This window comes from Geobacter pickeringii, assembly GCF_000817955.1.
Lineage (GTDB): Bacteria > Desulfobacterota > Desulfuromonadia > Geobacterales > Geobacteraceae > Geobacter > Geobacter pickeringii.
Genome location: NZ_CP009788.1, coordinates 1,382,070 through 1,398,274, shown reverse-complemented (window position 1 = coordinate 1,398,274; position 16,205 = coordinate 1,382,070). Strand labels below are relative to the sequence as shown.

Below are 16,205 nucleotides of genomic sequence, written 5' to 3'. Positions count from 1 at the left end.
TGATACGTTCGACACTGTCAAACAAAAGAGGCACCGTTTCAAGCACTTCCGCGTATACACCGATCACATCCCAATCCGATTCGGCATATTCATGGGCAATCCTGTTCCGCAACTTCCGAACCTCGACAAACTTGAGCGCTGAGGTTATCAGCCCTTTTTTCTCTGCCCTGTTGATGGCATCCCGGATCGTTTCAGGCGGTTCATCCAGGTCGAGTATATCTACGAGCTTGATCGCTGATCGAACTTGGTAATGACATTCAGGATTGCCTGCTGCTCCTCTTCCGATATCCTCATCGCAAAAAACGTCCTTTCAACTGCCCTACGCTCCACTAACCCCCTGGCGTATCGACGCTGAGATTTGAAGTCCACACACTTTCATTCAAGACAAGATTAGGGGGGACCACCTCATATTTACCAGAATCATCGAGTGCAGACAAACGAAAAGCGGCAACCCTTCGAAAGAAGAGTTGCCGCTTTAATGGTGATCCCAAGGGGACTTGAACCCCTGTTACCGACGTGAAAGGCCGGTGTCCTAACCACTAGACGATGGGACCGTAAATTTTTTTCAGAACGAGAAAGGAGCGACTGTATCCTCACACCAACTACCCTTCTTCGTGAATAATGCATGGCTGGGGTGCAAGGATTCGAACCTTGGAATGCCGGAATCAAAATCCGGTGCCTTACCGCTTGGCTACACCCCAATTAGAAGGACTTTGTACCATACACATTTTTCAGGGTCAAGCACTTTAATTGCATTACCCAGAAAAATTTACTTAAGGATTCAGACGCGCCCGGCACCGACCTCGATCGCCCTGACATTCGCAGGGATAAACCGGTGGTTACGTTCCGGCAGGGTTTGCCGGAGCGCTTCTTCAAGGGTGCCGACGGCAACGGCTCCCGTCTTGGCGGCGTAGGCGCCAACGGCCACCATATTGACCATCCGCGGGTCGCCCAGCTCCACGGCGATATCGTTCATCGGGATAGCAATTACCTCGATGTCGGTGCGGGTGAGACCGGCAACGTCGATGAGGGAGCTGTTGACAATGCAGAGACCGCCAGCCTTGATCCTGGTGGCAAACTTGTCGAAGGAAGCCTGATTCAGCACGAGGGCCACCGACGGGTTGCCCACCACCGGCGAACCGACCTCATCGTCGGCAATGACGACGGTACACATGGCGGCTCCACCGCGCTTTTCTACGCCATAGGAAGGGAAGAACGAGACATTCTTGCCTTCGATAATCGCTGCATAGCAGAGCAGGTTTCCCGCCAGGAGAACCCCCTGCCCTCCGAATCCCGCTATAAAGACGTCATGACGCATTGCAAAAGCCCTTTCGCGATAAACTCGCAGCACACTAAATCGCGGCGGTATTCTTAAAAACCCCAAGCGGGAAGTAGCCGCACATCTCGGTCCCCACCCGCTCGTTCGCCGCGAGGGGGTCCATTCCCCAGTTGGTCGGACAGGAGGAGAGCGCCTCGATAAACGAGAAGCCCTTCCCTTCCACCTGGTAGCGGAATGCTTTCTTGATCTGCTTTTTGGCATCCATGAGGTTCCTGGGGGTGTTGACCGCCACCCGTGCCGAGAAAGCAACCCCTTCGAGCTGGGCAAGGAGCTCCGCCATCCGGATGGGAGAACCGTCTTTGCCCGCATTCCTGCCGTAGGGTGAGGTAGAGGTCTTCTGCCCCACGAGGGTGGTGGGCGCCATCTGGCCGCCGGTCATGCCGTAGGTGGTGTTGTTGACGAAGACGACGGTGATGTCCTCGCCGCGATTTGCGGCGTGGATGATCTCCGCCGTACCAATGGCGGCCAGGTCACCATCACCCTGGTAGGTGAAGACGAACGAATCGGGGCGGGCCCGCTTCACCCCCGTGGCGACCGCAGGCGCCCGACCGTGGGGAGCTTCGACCACGTCGATATCAAAATAGCCGTAAAGAAAGACCGAACACCCCACCGACGCGACCCCGATGGTGCGCCCCTGGACGCCGAACTCATCCATCGCTTCGGCGACGAGGCGGTGAAAGGTGCCATGGTGGCACCCCGGGCAGAAATGGGTCTGAATGTCTTTAAGACTGACCGGTTTCCTGAAGACCTGCTGCATAAAAGAACCTCAACACGGGTGATGGACAAGGGATACGAGAGATGAGGGAACATAACGGAATAGCATTCCGCCCCAGAACCTCTTCCCTAATAATATTTTTCGATCTGCCCCAGAAGCTCCTCGGGCGTAGGCAACGAGCCGGCCCCCGGAGGCCGGCCGTAAAAGAAGACCTCAGTGCCGCACGTCACGGAGAGGCGTACATCCTCAACCATCTGGCCGGCGTTCAGCTCAACGTCGAGGACCTTCTTGCAGCGGGCGGTGACCGCCCGAAACGCCTGCTCAGGAAAGGGGAAGAGCGTGATCGGGCGAAGGAGGCCGACCCTCAGCCCCCGCTCGCGGGCCGCCATGACCGCGCTTTTGGCGATGCGGGCCGCGGAACCGAAGGCGGCGACGACAAGCTCCGCATCCTCAACGAGAAAGGACTCCCAGCGGGATTCCTTCTCCTTGAGTTCGCCGTACCGGGCGTGGAGCTTCCAGTTGTGGGCCTCCAGTTCGCCATCCCCCAGATAGAGCGACTTGACCACCCGCTGCTCGCCATGCTGCCGGCCACGCACGACCCATTCCTTCGGCGGCAGCTCCCGTGCAGGGCGTGGATGGGGGACAAACGACTCCTTCATCTGACCGACGACGGAGTCGCCGAATACCATGGCGGGAATCCGGTACTGGTCCGAGAGATCGAAGGCGAGCATGGTCAGATCATACATCTCCTGCACCGACGAGGGAGCAAGGACGATGATGTGATAGCCGCCGTGCCCCCCTCCCTTCACCGCCTGAAAATAGTCGGCCTGGGACGCGTCGATGCCGCCGAGCCCCGGACCGGAGCGGCAGATATTGACGATGACTCCCGGTAGCTCGGCTCCGGCCATGTAGGAAATCCCCTCCTGTTTGAGGGAGATGCCGGGGCTGGACGACGAGGTCATGGCCCGCGCACCGGTGGCGGAAGCACCGAGAAGCATATTGATCGATGCAACCTCGCTCTCTGCCTGAACAAACTCTCCTCCCAGGCGGGGAAGCTCACGGGACATGTATTCAGGGATATCGCTCTGGGGGGTGATAGGATAACCGAAGTAGTAACGGCATCCGGCCTCAATGGCGGCCATTGCCAGGGCCTCGTTGCCCTTCATAAACAATCGCTTTGTCAAAAGGTCCTCCGGAGGGTGAATCGGTCAAGCAGGAACAGGGTCTGCACCAGATTGAGATCAATGACGAGCATATCCGGCAAGGATGCAGCAGAACCATCATTGGCACACGGTTTACTTAAAAACCGTTATGGCAACATCAGGACATATCTCGGCGCAGAGGGCGCAGCCGGTGCACTGCTCCTGACTGGTCATGATCGCAGTGACATAGCCCTGTTTGTTAAGAGTGCTACTCATGACGACAAGCTTACGCGAACAGGCGAGGGTGCAGAGACCGCATCCCTTGCACCGTGATTCATCTATTTCGATACGTGCCATACGTGAACATCCTCTCAAAATAGTCGCCGTTTACAGCCACTGGCTAACCGTAACAAAATATTTATCAGTGAGTCAATTGCAAAAAATGCATTTACCGCTTGATTTTATGAAGTTATGTCGTTAAATATGAACAAAGGATGTTTACCTAACTGTTATTATCAAAAGGAGGAGCGAATGGCATCGACATTACTGGAACTGACTGCAGGCATTGTATCTTCACATGCAGCTGTGTCAGAGCTTTCTACTGACGAATTGGTTCAGGAGATTCAGAAAGTTTTCACCACCCTGCAGGGTCTTGAGGGAGGGAGTGCGGAAGCGGCGCCGGCAGAGGAAGCAAAAGGCCCGGCCGTCACGCTCAAGAAGGCATTCCAGGCTGACCAGGTCGTCTGCATGATCTGCGGCAAGGGGGGGATGAAGACCCTCACCCGTCACCTGGCACAGGTGCATGACATGAAGCCGGGCGAGTACCGGAAACAGTTCGGCATCCCGAGCACCCAGCCGCTTACGGCCAAGAAATTCTCCGAGGCCCGGAAGCAGATGGCCCGCGACCGGGGTCTCGCCGACAATCTCGCCAAGGCCCGCGCCGTACGGATGGCGAAAATCCAGGAAAAAAAGGCAGCTACCCCCGAAAAGGCAGCCAAACCGAAAGCCGTCCGCAAGAAGAAGGCATAACGGTAAGTTCGGTCGTTATGACAAGAAACGCCGCCCCTGTTCCATCAGCGGGCGGCGTTTTTTATTGCTCATCCCGCTTCGCCAGCAGGGCGTTTGCAAGCTGGGCGAATTCCTCAAGTCCGAGGGTCTCACCACGTCGTCCCGCTTCGATCCCGCACTGCGCCAGTGCCGCGGCGACCCCCTCGTCCGTGACCCCCAATCCGGCCCCCCTCAGGCAGTTCCACAGGGTCTTGCGGCGCATTGAAAAAGCACCTTTCACCACACGGCGAAAAAACGCCTCATCCCCCACGGCAACCCGGGGCGTATCCAGCGGCACAAAACTCAGGACTGCCGAATCCACCTTAGGCACCGGGTGGAATGAACCGGGACGTACGATCAGCTCGCGCACGATGTCGAAGTGAAGCTGGAAGAGGACCGAAAGAACGCCGTAATCCTTGCTCCCCGGATGCGCCGCCAACCGGTCTCCGACCTCTTTCTGCAGCATGAGGACCAGTCGCGAGAAGAGCCTGCGGTTGTCGAGCAGCAGAAAGAGCACCGGGGTCGAGATGTTGTAGGGGAGATTGGCCGCCACCTGCCACACCCCGTCTCCGTAAGGGGCCAGGAGTGCGGGAAGGTCGATCTCCAGGATGTCACCGTGGACTATCTCCACCTGCGGGTTCTCCCGGTACGCCTCCCTGAGGAGCGGGACGAGCCGGGTGTCGAGCTCCACCGCCACGAGCTGCGCCCCGTTCCCGGCCAGCAGTGCGGTAAGGGCTCCCTTGCCGGGGCCGATCTCCAGAATGCGGTCATCGGGACCGGCTGAGACCAGGCCGGCAATGCGTACCAGGATGTTGCGGTCCGTGAGAAAGTTCTGGCCGAGCGATTTTCTGGCGCGAATCCCCTCTCCTCTCATGATGCAAACCTCGTCTTCAGGGTATCGAGGGGCCACGAAACCAGGGCGTCGAGGGAAAGATCGCCCCGTATCCCCCGTGTCAGGTAATAGTCGCCGGGGACGGCGATCATGGCGGCATTGTCGCTGCAGAGAGGCGGCGCAGGAATCGAGAGCTCCATCCCCCGCCGCGCTGCGGCGGCCGTCATCGCCCGTCGGAGCGCGCTGTTGCACGCCACCCCCCCCGCCATGACCACCCGCTCGACGCCGGCAGCCTCCGCCGCCTGGAAGGTCTTAGCCACGAGAACGTCGCAGACGGCCCGCTGGAACGAGGCGCAGATATCGCGCAGATTCTGTTCGGATGAATAATCGGGATGTTTCTTGAGATGGGTAAGGACCGCCGTTTTCAGCCCGCTGAAGCTGAAATTGTAACTGCCATCGTGGAGAAGGGGGCGAGGAAAGGGTATCCGCTCGGGATCGCCGGCAGCGGCGAGGCGGTCGACCTCGACGCCCCCCGGATAGGGGAGCCCCAGGAGCTTGGCAACCTTGTCGAAGGCCTCGCCGGCCGCGTCGTCAAGGGTCTGGCCAAGGGTCGTGTACCGGCCGATGCCATCCACGCGGTAGAGGTGGGTATGACCTCCCGAAACGGCGAGGGCGACAAAGGGGAACTCTACCGGCCGCTCGAGGAAGATGGCCGAAAGGTGCCCCTCGATATGGTTGACCCCGACGATCGGAATCCCCCGCGCAAAGGCAATCGCCTTGGCGAGGGAGATGCCGACGAGGAGCGCGCCGGCAAGGCCGGGCCCCTGGGTCACCGCGACCCCCTCGATCCCGTCGATCGACACGTCAGCGCCGCGCAGGGCCTCGGCGATCACCACCGGTATCATTTCCAAGTGCTTGCGGGAGGCAATTTCGGGGACGACCCCGCCGTACTCGGCGTGATCCCTGATCTGGGTGGCGACCACGTTCGACAGGATCGTTCTCCCGTCACGGACCACTGCCGCAGCGGTTTCATCGCAGGATGTCTCTATGGATAACAGCAGCATTACAGCAGATTCGCCGCCAGTTCTGCCAGTTCGGAGCGTTCGCCCTTGGTCATGGTGACGTGCCCGGAGATGGACTGCTCCTTGAACCGCTCCACCACGTAGGTCAGGCCGTTGGAGGCGGAATCGACGTAGGGGTTGTCGATCTGGTACGGGTCGCCGGTGAGAACGATCTTCGTCCCCTCCCCCGCCCGGGTGATGATGGTCTTGATCTCGTGGGGGGTCAGGTTCTGGGCCTCGTCGACGATCATGTACTGCAGCGGGATCGAGCGGCCACGGATGTAGGTCAGCGGCTCGATATCCAGGATCCCCATGGCCATCAGCTCCTTGTACCCCTTGCTGTGGCGCTTCTCGGCCTCGTGCCCGGAAAGGAGGAGCTCCACGTTGTCGAAGATCGGCTGCATCCAGGGGGTGAGCTTCTCCTCGATGTCGCCGGGGAGAAATCCCAGGTCCCGCCCCATGGGGAAAACGGGACGGGAGACCAGCAGCCGGTTGTAGACATTCTCTTCGGCGGTCTTCTGGAGCCCCGCGGCAATGGCCAGCAGCGTCTTGCCGGTTCCCGCCTTCCCCACGAGGGTGACCAGCTTCACCGAGTCGTCCAGGAGGAGGTCGAAGGCAAAGGCCTGCTCGCGGTTGCGGGGGAAGATGCTCCAGATGCCATCCTTCGCCACCTTATGCAGCGGGATGATCTTGCCGTCGTCGGCCCGATACTTACCGGAGGCGGTGTGGGAAGGATTGGTTTCATCCCGCAGGGTTACGCACTGGTTCGGATACAGCTGGTAGCCGTTGATCCCCACCCACCCCTGGCCGTGGAAGCGGTCGACCAGGTCCGACGCAACGTCGAACTCCGAACAGCCGGAGTAGAGCTCCTGGATGTCGACCTTGTCCGACTCGTAATCCTCCGCCGTAATGCCGAGGGCGTCCGCCTTGATCCTGAGGTTCGTGTCCTTGGTGACAAAGATGATGGGAATTGCACCGTCCTGCTCCTTTACCCGCATGGCAACGGCAAGGATCCGGTTATCCCCGCGCTCCTCCCGCAGTTCGGGGGGGAGGTTTTTCATGAACTTCTCTTCATACATCTCGACGCGTAGCGTCCCGCCGCTCTCGAGGCTGATGCCGGCCGAAAGCGACCCCTGCTTGCGCAGTTCGTCAAGATAGCGCGAGACCTGGCGGGCGTTGCGCCCCGTCTCGTTCATATCCTTCTTGAATCGGTCCACCTCTTCGATGACCGTGATCGGAATGATGAGGTTGTGTTCCTCGAACTTGAACAGTGCCTGGGGATCGTAGAGAAGGACGTTGGTGTCGAGCACGAAATTTTTCATGATAGTGTAACCGCCGTGGGGTGGATTGCCTCAGTACGGATACGGCGACGGGAGACGCGCTCCCCCGCTTCTGTGCCGCGGTGGCAGCGTCCGCGTCACGGTCGCCGTTCCCTCTGAGGTCCTGCTGACTGCGATTCTGAAGTGCTACCTGTCGATGACGTGAACCTGAAGCCCCGATGAAAGCGCGAGGATCTTGATGTAGACCGGCCGGTCGCGGTATTTGGCGTCGAGGATCACCTCGCCCTCCCGGTTGAGGGCAGCCAGCACGCTCTCGGGCGATTCCCTGATGGTGTAGAAGTTGTAGATGCCGGTTGCGTAGAGTTCATCCTTGGTCACCGCCTTTTCCGGCGGGAGCGAACAGCCGGCAAGGACAACCATCACGAGGAAAAGCACTCCCACAATACGCGTTTTCATGGCGATCTCCTGAAGCGAACTATGGCTGTTTTCTGCCGACGATCTCCCCCAGGGCGGCGAGGAACTCCTCGACGTCACGGTCAGAGGTGAAATAGCCCGGGCTCACCCGCACCGTACCACCGGGAAAGGTGCCGATGGTGCGGTGCGCGTCGGGGGCGCAGTGAAGGCCGACCCTGACGCTGATGTCGTACTCGCGGTCAAGCCGAAACCCGATTTCCTGGGAATCCATCCCGGCAACGGTGAAGCTCGCCACCCCGCCCCGCGGTTCGCCCGGCACGGGACCGTGACAGGTTACCCCCGCCATGGCGGCAAGGCCTTCCACGATGGATGCGATGAGCCGCTGTTCCTTCGCCGCGACCACATCAATTCCGACATCGCGGATGAATTCGACCCCCGCCTTGAGGCCGGCAATTCCGGGAGTATCGAGAGTTCCGCTTTCAAGCCTCTCGGGCATGGCATCCGGTTGCTCCGGCCCCGCGGAGAATCCTCCGGTTCCCCCGACCATGAGGGGAGCGAGCTCAACCCCCTCCGCAACGTAGAGGATGCCGGTCCCCTGGGGTCCCAGAAGCCCCTTGTGGCCGGGAGCGGCCAAAAGGTCGATCCCCAGTGCCGGCGCATCGATCGGCATCATCCCAGCACTCTGGGCGGCATCCACGAGAAAGTGCGCCCCGGCGCTGCGGGTCGCGCGGCCAATTTCGCCAATGGGCTGGACAGAGCCGGTCACGTTGGAACAGTGCGAGAGGGCAACGAGTTTCGTCTCGGGGCGAAGGGCTGCGGCTATCTGGGCAGGGGTCACGGAGCCGCGGCGGTCAGCCTCGACCCAGGTCACCTCAACGCCTCGAGCCTGCAGGAGATGAAGCGGTCGGACCAGGGAGTTGTGCTCCATGGTGGTCGTCACGACATGGTCGCCGGGGAGCAGGAGGCCGAAGAGGGCGAGATTGAGAGCTTCCGTGGCACTGTGGGTAAAGACTACCCGGGATGAGTCCGCAATGCCGAAGAGGGCGGCGACGGCTTCCCGGGCTTCGAATACGAGCCGCGTGGCCGCCATCCCGCGCCGGTGCACCCCTCTCCCCGGTCCGACGCCGATCTCCCGGAGGGCGTGATTCACCGCATCGTAGACCGCATCGGGCTTCGGATATGAAGTGGCCGCGTTGTCAAGATAAAGCGACATGAGTGAAACCTAGCATGGCGACCACTATTTGGCAACGTAATTCAAGGCCGGCAACAGGGGCTTCACACGGAGCACGGGAGCCAGGAGCACCCGCCCCCGGCCAGGCTCGTCGGCCGCGCCGAACACCCTCTTCCCGACGGCTACGGGAGAGTCTTCTCCCCACCAGTTGGCCATGGCCCTGAACTCTTCCGAACCGGCATTGTAGAGGTCGTATCGTCCGTTACGAGCAAAGACGTTTCCCCATGCAACCCCTTTGCCGTCATCAACCCGCAACCCCACGGCCTCGTTGTCCGCAATCTCGTTGGCCACCACTTTCACCCGCGAACGGGTCAAAACGATGCCGAACTCACGGTTCCCCGCCATTCTCCCCCGGGAGACCCCTCCTTCGCAGCCATCCAGGACGAGGCCGGTTCCGTTGCGGTCGAAGATGCTGCGTTCAACCCTGATCCTCCCCCCCACGGCGGCCAGACCGAAGCGGTCGTTGGCGGCAGCGCTCACTCCTTCGAGATTGAGCGATCCGCCACGCAGCACGATCCCCGCGCGGTTTCGCCCAAACGAGGCATCGCGGATGTCGGCCTCGGATTCCGCAAACTCCACGCCGACATCGCAGCCCGCCACCTCCCCACCGCTGACACTGACGATACTGTCCTGAAACCTGCCGCCGGTACCGCAGGAGTAAATGCCGCCATCCCGCACGGAAAGCGTGGAGTAAAGGGCATCGATGCCGACGGCAGCACCTTCGATCCGGGTATGTTCGAGAGCGTTCTTCTTCTCGCTCCCGAGAAGGACTATTCCTTCCCAGTCGCCCGCCTGGGGCTCGGGGAAGAACGAGGTAAAGCGCACCGGGGAATCGGCGCTCCCCCGGGCCACGAGACGGCCCTGTACGAGCAGGAGCGGCCCCGCGCCAATCCCGGCCGAAGTACGCCGGAAACGGACCACTGCGCCCGGCTCCACCGTCAGGGTCGTCTGGGGCGAAACCGTTACGCTTCCCTCCACAACCACCTCTCCCCGCCATACCGTATCTTCAGTGAGGACCGTATCGCGATATACAGGGACGTTCGGCGACACGGCAACCGGAGGAGCGATGCGAGTGGCGCCGGGAAGCGGTGCCCGTTCCGGCGCGCGGAACGGCTTCGCCTGCGGAGCAGCCGCCGTCTCGGACGCCGGGGCGGGAGGTGTGGTCGGCGAGAGACCGTGCTGCGGGCTATCGTTCTGGGCCGCCTGTTTCGGCGAGGCAACAGAGGAGGAAACCACGGGGGGGAAAACGGGACGTGCCCCCTTCTCGGCAGGTCCTTCGATTTTGGTGGGTGCCGGTGGAGCCACGGCCCCCTTCCCCCACAGGCCGTGGAGCATTCCGCAACCGGAGAAGAGAACCGCTGCGCAGGAAATGATGAGCAATCCTCCTCTCCTGCCGCCGATGCTGCTGCCACGAAGATGCCTCACTCCCCAGCCCCCTCCCGGTAGTAAACCCGGTTCTTGCCAAACTCCTTGGCCCGGTACATGAGGTCGTCGACCCCCTTGAGCAGCTCGCCCCGGGTCTCGCCGTCGCGCGGATAGCAGGCGACGCCGACGCTCACCGTGACGCCATGGGAAGCCACCCCTTTCAGAATCAACACGCTCTTTCGCTCCACCAGTTCGCGAAGGCGTTCCGCCACCTGGTAGGCATTGGGGAAATCGGTTTCGGGGAGGAGGACGATAAACTCCTCGCCGCCGTACCGGAACGCCATATCGGAATCCCTCAACGCTTCGACCAGGATGTCCCCCATGGCCGCAAGCACCTTGTCGCCGTGGGGATGACCGTAGGCGTCGTTGAATTTCTTGAAGTCATCCACATCCATCATGATGATGGAGAACGGTTTTTCGTAACGCTTGGCACGGTTCAGCTCGCGGCTGAAAATCTGTTGGAAATAGCGATGGTTGTAGAGCCCGGTCAGGGCATCAGTGATGGCCATGAGTCGCGTGCGCTCGTGAAGCTGGGCATTCTCGATAGCCATGGCGGCAAAAGACGCGAGGACCCCCAGCAGTTCCATCCGTTTGCGGTCGAAATCGCGCGGGACAAAATCATCCAGGTAAAGGATGCCGACGGTCCTGCTCTGGACCTTGAGGGGGATGCAGATAAGGGAACGTATCCCCTCTTTAAGGGCAATGGGATTGGTAAAGAAGGTGGTTTCGGCCGTATCGTTGACGAAAAGGATTTCGCCGCAGGTGAGCACCCGCTCCGTCAACCCGCCGCCATGGACACCCCACCGTTCGGTTCTGACGAAGTCGGCCGTGAGCCCCTTGTGGGCATGGAGTGTCAGCTCGCCACGGACGCCGTCATAGAGGGCGATGCTCCCTGCGGGGGTTTCGGCGAAGCGCATGGCGCTGGTCAGAATGGAGTGAAGCACCGAATCGAGGTCGAGAGTGGATCCCACCGCACTAGCGACCTCGATCAGGTCGCGCAGGGCGCGCACTTCGGCTTCAAGATTCTCTATCGTGCTTTTGGGGCAGCGTGGCATGGGAGTCGGTCCTGAACATGGAGAATTGCCCTTTTTACCACAAACTGAGGGGGGATGTAAATTTTTCCCGACTCGCAGGATATTCTAAGGGAATACCCAAGTAGCATCTGCGTTAGGAATGGCATTAAGAGAAGGCAATACAAATACCGCGCTAAATTAGCGGGCAAACAAAATAGGGGGGCAATTGCCCCCCGCGATAAATAATCTCAAATCGATTTTCAAATCGTCATCATCGGATAGTGACCCCATTGGGTGGAATGATTACCGACATGCCATTTATGGTTGCAGCAGAAACGGTAGTGTCTCCCACAAGAGCATTCGGAGCAATACTGAAATCTGCAGCAGTAGGAATTGTATCAGGGGTAATTGAACTACTAATGCTAAAAGTCACGGTAGCAAATTCACCAGTTCCTATACCTACATTATTCAAATCTGTCCACAGTAACAACACCGAAGTCGGATCTGGAGTCGCCAGGAAAAACACATTAAGAGGAGCTCCAGGTGTACCAACTCCTGAGGCAACCCCACTGATTGAGGAAGAAACCACTTTAGCGGCAGGGTACAGCAAACTGGCTGTCACCGTCCCTATTTTGGTCCCAACGGGCAGGGTACCGCTGGTGGCTACTTTGACGGTCGCCGTGGTCGGCTTGGTCACGAAATTGACGGAAACAGGAGTCGCAACGGTCCCAGCCGTGGCCGTGACCGTCACCGCGCCCGCGACGGCGCTCGTGAGGGTCACCGTCGCAACACCACCCACGGTAGTCGTAGGAGTACCGAGAGTACCCGTTCCTGATGTCACCGCAAAGGTTACCGCCGTGCCATCGGGAACCGGACCACCGGCTGCGCGCGTCACATTGGCACTCAGAGTGAGAGAACCATTCAGGAACGCTGCAGGGGCCGAAGAGGTGACGGTCATGCTCCGGGGAGCGTTCGGGTTGACAAAGTTGACCGTAACGGGAGTTGCTGTTGAAACGGCAACGGATGTGGCGTTGACGGCGACGGCATTGACCACGGTGCTTGAAAGGTTGACGGTCGCCACGCCATTAGCGTCGGTGGTCGCGCTTGTAGCGGAAAGCGTCCCTGTCCCCGAAGCTATCGTGAAGCTGACCGGCGTACCGGCAGGAACTGCAGTGCCCGCCTTGTTTTTCACCGTTACAGTTATCGCAACCAGGTCAGTACTGATGGATGCAGTTGTAACCTGGGCGGCAACGGTTATTGTTGCGGGAAGATTCGGGTTGGCGTTGGTCGCATTGGGATCCTGCGTCGCGCTGTTGGTGTTAAGAGGGTTTATCAGGAACGAATAGGTTGCGCTGCTAAGGGCTGTTTGGGTATTTGTGGGAAGCTGGCCGGTCACAGGATCGATACTACCCAGCAGAGCGGTGGCTATGGTGTCAAGAGTTTGCCCCGCCCCGACGGCGGCCTGATACTGGGAGAGAGTGGCCAATTGCAACGCATAGGTTTGCTGAGCCGCAGTCCCCGCGCGGTAGGAGACGGCACTGGTGATGTCGACCGGACGCGTCTGAATTATGTCGAACGCGGGCGAACCGAAAAAGGCCGTGGCGATCTTCGCGTTGGAAGCGGCGATCTTGCCGTTATCAGGCCGCGTCCCTCCCGAGGTGACATCCTTGTACGCCATCTCGGTAAAGGGCGTGACGTTCATCGTCATTCCGCCGGTACGCTTGACGACGCCGGAGATATTGCCGAAAACCGCCCTTAAGCCGCTCGGGAACTGGTCGACAAGGTTTCTGGTGGTGCCGGTCGCTTCATCACGGTAAGTTCCACCAGAAACCTCGGCAAGCAGGGACTTGTTCGTGACACCGCCAATATTAACGGCATAGAAACCATCACCACCGGTCGTGGTCTGCCCCAGTGGCGTGGTAGCTACACGAGACTTGGCCGGATTGTGGCTCGATATAATCTCGAAGACCTTGACCGTTGCTCCGCTAATAAACCCCTTAGAGGCAACGCCACTCACCACCGTTCCCGTTGGTCCTCCCCCACCTCCACCCCCTCCGCCGCCCCCGCCGCATCCGGCGATGACGAATGCAAGGACAGACAGGATCCCGAATAAAGATAGGTTTTTGAGCTTCATTTGCTACCTCCTTCATGATGGCTGGTGGCTGACGGCTACATACGCAACATTGATGCCACGGCAATTTAGGCAGGCTTCGATTTCAGATCGTTGTAAAATCGGAGAGTGCAGCTACATAAAATAATTTTCATCGTCATCAAAAGAGTATCGACAACGGGGGTATTGTCAAGAAATTGCCCAAACGACCGAAACTATTCGCCATTTCACTGAATTATTCACGCACGCTAAATAACCTTGACACGCCATACATCTTGTGGTTATTTTACCAACCCGACACAACATATATGGCTAAATAGCCGTTTGCACTTCATCAAACCAAGGAGATAACAGCATGGCAGAGGCGAAGACCACAGCGGAAATCCCGGGACTTTCGAAGAACGCATGCACCGTCCTCGAAAAGCGTTACCTCAAGCGTGATACCGAGGGAAAGGTCCTTGAAACCCCGGTGGACATGTTCCAGCGGGTGGCGCGGTCCATCGCCGAAGCGGACCGGAACTTCGACAAGAAAGCCGATACCAAAGCCCTTGCCGCCAAGTTCTACGACATAATGACCAGCTTCGAGTTCCTTCCCAACTCCCCCACCCTCATGAACGCCGGACGGGAACTGGGCCAGCTCTCCGCCTGTTTCGTCCTGCCGGTGGGCGACTCCATGGAGGACATCTTCGATGCGGTCAAGTACACTGCCCTGATCCACAAATCGGGTGGCGGTACCGGATTCTCCTTCTCGCGGCTGCGCCCGGCCAATGACGTGGTGCGCTCCACTTCGGGCATCTCCAGCGGCCCGATCTCCTTCATGCGGGTCTTCGATGCCGCCACCGAGACCATCAAGCAGGGAGGAACCCGGCGCGGCGCCAACATGGGGATCCTTCGCGTCGATCATCCGGACATCGTGAATTTCATCATGTGCAAGGATGACCAGAAGCATCTGAACAACTTCAACATCTCCGTGGGGCTCACCGAACCGTTCATGGAGGCGGTGGAGAAGGATCAGGATTACGACCTCCTCAATCCCCGCGACGGCAAGAAGTGCGGCACCCTCAACGCCCGCAAGGTCTTCAGCCGGGTCGTCAAGCAGGCATGGAAAAACGGCGAGCCGGGGATCATCTTCCTCGACCGCCTCAACAAGGACAACCCGACCCCCCACGTGGGGCAGATCGAATCGACCAACCCCTGCGGCGAGCAGCCGCTCCTCCCCTACGAGTCGTGCAACCTCGGCTCCATCAACCTCGGGATGATGGTGAAGGGTGGCGAGGTCACCTGGACCCGTCTCAAGGAAGTGGTGCGGCTGGCGGTCCACTTCCTCGACAACGTGATCGAGGTGAACAATTATCCCCTTCCCCAGATCAGCGAGATGACCCGCGCAAACCGCAAGATCGGCCTCGGCGTCATGGGATGGGCCGACATGCTGATCCTCCTCGGCATCCCCTACAACTCACCCGAAGCGGTCCGCCTCGGCGAGAAGGTGATGCACTTCATCAATGACGAAGGGCACGCCTATTCCCGGGAACTGGCGGCAGTGCGCGGCACGTTCCCCAATTTCGCCGGGTCGATCTACGACAAGCCGGGCGAGGGGGCAATCCGCAACGCCACGGTGACCACCATCGCTCCCACCGGCACCATTTCGATCATCGCCAACGCCTCCAGCGGCGTCGAGCCACTCTTCGCCGTCTCCTTCGTCCGTCAGGTGCTCGACAAGAACATCCTCGTGGAGGTGAACCCGATCTTCGAGCGAATCGCCAAGGAGCGGGGCTTCTACTCCGAGGAACTGATGCAGCGGATCGCCGAGCACGGCACGGTCCACGACATCGAGGAGGTTCCCGAGGACGTGCGGCGGGTGTTCGTGACCGCCCACGACATCACCCCCGAAGTCCACATCGAGATGCAGGCCGCCTTCCAGAAGTACACCGACAACGCGGTCTCCAAGACGGTGAACTTCCCCAACAACGCCACCATCGAAGACGTCGAGAAGGTCTACCGTCTCGCCTACACCCTCGACTGCAAGGGGGTCACCATCTACCGCGACGGCTCCCGCGACGAGCAGGTCCTCTCCACCGGCAAAAAAGAGGAGAAGGAGAAGGCCGCACCGCAGGAAGACAAGTGGACGATCAAGCGGGACCGCCCGAAGGCGCTCAAGGGGTGGACCTATCAGATGCAGACCGGCTGCGGCCCGCTCTACATCACCATCAACGAGGACAAGGCTGGCCTCTTCGAGCTCTTCACCACCATGGGTAAGGCCGGCGGATGCGCCGCCTCCCAGAGCGAAGCGATCGGCCGGATGGTGTCGCTGGCGTGGCGCAGCGGCGTCCAGGCCCGCCAGGTGATCAAGCAGCTCCTCGGCATCTCCTGCCACCTCCCCGCCGGCTTCGGCGACAACAAGGTCCTCTCCTGCGCCGACGCCGTGGCCAAGGCGATCCAGAGCCACATGCAGGCCGCCGGCTACGACCTGGGGCTGGAAAGCCAGGCTCCGGACCGCGGCGCCTGCCCCGAGTGCGGCGGCATCGTGGAGCACGAAGGGGGCTGCGCCGTCTGCCGGGTCTGCGGCTACTCCGAATGCGCGTAGCGGCAAATTGAG

At 60.1% G+C, this 16,205-nt stretch carries 14 protein-coding genes and 2 tRNA genes; 2 read left to right on the top strand and 14 right to left on the bottom strand.

What is annotated here, in order from left to right; translation table 11 throughout:
* Positions 1 to 479: 479 nt before the first annotated feature.
* The 6 genes from GPICK_RS06325 to GPICK_RS06300 form a co-directional block, all read right to left on the bottom strand.
* Positions 480 to 554, bottom strand: a tRNA-Glu gene (locus GPICK_RS06325).
* A 72-nt stretch (positions 555 to 626) separates the two neighbouring features.
* Positions 627 to 701: transfer RNA gene (locus GPICK_RS06320), tRNA-Gln, on the bottom strand.
* An 80-nt stretch (positions 702 to 781) separates the two neighbouring features.
* Positions 782 to 1,318 carry a 2-oxoacid:acceptor oxidoreductase family protein gene (locus GPICK_RS06315; protein WP_039741430.1) on the bottom strand — a complete coding sequence of 179 codons (537 nt, stop codon included), beginning with the start codon at positions 1,316 to 1,318 and terminating at the stop codon, positions 782 to 784.
* Positions 1,319 to 1,352: 34 nt separating this feature from the next.
* Positions 1,353 to 2,096, bottom strand: a complete 744-nt coding sequence (locus tag GPICK_RS06310; protein ID WP_039741428.1) for a thiamine pyrophosphate-dependent enzyme — start codon at positions 2,094 to 2,096, stop codon at positions 1,353 to 1,355.
* An 86-nt stretch (positions 2,097 to 2,182) separates the two neighbouring features.
* On the bottom strand, positions 2,183 to 3,238 hold the full coding sequence (locus GPICK_RS06305) for a 3-methyl-2-oxobutanoate dehydrogenase subunit VorB (protein WP_039741426.1): 1,056 nt from the start codon (positions 3,236 to 3,238) through the stop codon (positions 2,183 to 2,185).
* Between the two features lie 111 nt (positions 3,239 to 3,349).
* Positions 3,350 to 3,553, bottom strand: coding sequence for a 4Fe-4S dicluster domain-containing protein (locus GPICK_RS06300; RefSeq protein ID WP_039741423.1), 204 nt, complete (start codon positions 3,551 to 3,553; stop codon positions 3,350 to 3,352).
* A gap of 174 nt (positions 3,554 to 3,727) precedes the next feature.
* Here GPICK_RS06300 and GPICK_RS06295 point away from each other — a divergent pair, with 174 nt between their 5' ends.
* Complete coding sequence (locus tag GPICK_RS06295) at positions 3,728 to 4,225, top strand: MucR family transcriptional regulator (protein WP_039741421.1); 498 nt, start codon at positions 3,728 to 3,730, stop codon at positions 4,223 to 4,225.
* Between the two features lie 61 nt (positions 4,226 to 4,286).
* Here the strand turns inward: GPICK_RS06295 and rsmA are convergent, their stop codons facing one another.
* The 8 genes from rsmA to GPICK_RS17285 form a co-directional block, all read right to left on the bottom strand.
* The gene (rsmA, locus tag GPICK_RS06290; RefSeq protein ID WP_039741419.1) at positions 4,287 to 5,117 is read right to left on the bottom strand and encodes a 16S rRNA (adenine(1518)-N(6)/adenine(1519)-N(6))-dimethyltransferase RsmA; all 831 of its coding nucleotides are present in this window, start codon (positions 5,115 to 5,117) and stop codon (positions 4,287 to 4,289) included.
* Positions 5,114 to 6,139, bottom strand: a complete 1,026-nt coding sequence (gene tsaD / locus GPICK_RS06285; protein WP_039741417.1) for a tRNA (adenosine(37)-N6)-threonylcarbamoyltransferase complex transferase subunit TsaD — start codon at positions 6,137 to 6,139, stop codon at positions 5,114 to 5,116. The genes rsmA and tsaD overlap by 4 nt, the downstream gene beginning before the upstream one ends.
* Positions 6,139 to 7,458, bottom strand: a complete 1,320-nt coding sequence (locus GPICK_RS06280; RefSeq protein ID WP_039741416.1) for a PhoH family protein — start codon at positions 7,456 to 7,458, stop codon at positions 6,139 to 6,141. Before GPICK_RS06280 ends, tsaD begins: the two co-directional genes overlap by 1 nt.
* Positions 7,459 to 7,602: 144 nt before the next feature.
* Complete coding sequence (locus GPICK_RS06275) at positions 7,603 to 7,872, bottom strand: hypothetical protein (RefSeq protein WP_039741413.1); 270 nt, start codon at positions 7,870 to 7,872, stop codon at positions 7,603 to 7,605.
* 19 nt (positions 7,873 to 7,891) lie between these two features.
* Complete coding sequence (locus GPICK_RS06270; protein WP_039741411.1) at positions 7,892 to 9,043, bottom strand: aminotransferase class V-fold PLP-dependent enzyme; 1,152 nt, start codon at positions 9,041 to 9,043, stop codon at positions 7,892 to 7,894.
* A gap of 24 nt (positions 9,044 to 9,067) precedes the next feature.
* Complete coding sequence (locus GPICK_RS06265; protein WP_039741409.1) at positions 9,068 to 10,486, bottom strand: right-handed parallel beta-helix repeat-containing protein; 1,419 nt, start codon at positions 10,484 to 10,486, stop codon at positions 9,068 to 9,070.
* On the bottom strand, positions 10,483 to 11,541 hold the full coding sequence (locus tag GPICK_RS06260) for a sensor domain-containing diguanylate cyclase (protein ID WP_039741408.1): 1,059 nt from the start codon (positions 11,539 to 11,541) through the stop codon (positions 10,483 to 10,485). The genes GPICK_RS06265 and GPICK_RS06260 overlap by 4 nt, the downstream gene beginning before the upstream one ends.
* A 229-nt stretch (positions 11,542 to 11,770) precedes the next feature.
* The gene (locus GPICK_RS17285; RefSeq protein ID WP_039741405.1) at positions 11,771 to 13,633 is read right to left on the bottom strand and encodes an Ig-like domain-containing protein; all 1,863 of its coding nucleotides are present in this window, start codon (positions 13,631 to 13,633) and stop codon (positions 11,771 to 11,773) included.
* 331 nt (positions 13,634 to 13,964) lie between these two features.
* On the opposite strand from GPICK_RS17285, the gene GPICK_RS06250 reads away from it, so the two are divergent.
* On the top strand, positions 13,965 to 16,193 hold the full coding sequence (locus GPICK_RS06250) for a vitamin B12-dependent ribonucleotide reductase (protein WP_039741403.1): 2,229 nt from the start codon (positions 13,965 to 13,967) through the stop codon (positions 16,191 to 16,193).
* Positions 16,194 to 16,205 lie beyond the last annotated feature (12 nt).

What these genes read in the sequence shown, in the direction of transcription:
- GPICK_RS06250 (WP_039741403.1), top strand. Translation starts at nt 13,965, where the DNA reads ATGGCAGAGGCGAAGACCACAGCGGAAATCCCGGGACTTTCGAAGAAC.
- GPICK_RS06280 (WP_039741416.1), bottom strand. Translation starts at nt 7,458, where the DNA reads ATGAAAAATTTCGTGCTCGACACCAACGTCCTTCTCTACGATCCCCAG.
- GPICK_RS06295 (WP_039741421.1), top strand. Translation starts at nt 3,728, where the DNA reads ATGGCATCGACATTACTGGAACTGACTGCAGGCATTGTATCTTCACAT.
- GPICK_RS06315 (WP_039741430.1), bottom strand. Translation starts at nt 1,318, where the DNA reads ATGCGTCATGACGTCTTTATAGCGGGATTCGGAGGGCAGGGGGTTCTC.
- GPICK_RS06275 (WP_039741413.1), bottom strand. Translation starts at nt 7,872, where the DNA reads ATGAAAACGCGTATTGTGGGAGTGCTTTTCCTCGTGATGGTTGTCCTT.
- rsmA (WP_039741419.1), bottom strand. Translation starts at nt 5,117, where the DNA reads ATGAGAGGAGAGGGGATTCGCGCCAGAAAATCGCTCGGCCAGAACTTT.
- GPICK_RS06260 (WP_039741408.1), bottom strand. Translation starts at nt 11,541, where the DNA reads ATGCCACGCTGCCCCAAAAGCACGATAGAGAATCTTGAAGCCGAAGTG.
- GPICK_RS06310 (WP_039741428.1), bottom strand. Translation starts at nt 2,096, where the DNA reads ATGCAGCAGGTCTTCAGGAAACCGGTCAGTCTTAAAGACATTCAGACC.
- GPICK_RS17285 (WP_039741405.1), bottom strand. Translation starts at nt 13,633, where the DNA reads ATGAAGCTCAAAAACCTATCTTTATTCGGGATCCTGTCTGTCCTTGCA.
- tsaD (WP_039741417.1), bottom strand. Translation starts at nt 6,139, where the DNA reads ATGCTGCTGTTATCCATAGAGACATCCTGCGATGAAACCGCTGCGGCA.
- GPICK_RS06300 (WP_039741423.1), bottom strand. Translation starts at nt 3,553, where the DNA reads ATGGCACGTATCGAAATAGATGAATCACGGTGCAAGGGATGCGGTCTC.
- GPICK_RS06270 (WP_039741411.1), bottom strand. Translation starts at nt 9,043, where the DNA reads ATGTCGCTTTATCTTGACAACGCGGCCACTTCATATCCGAAGCCCGAT.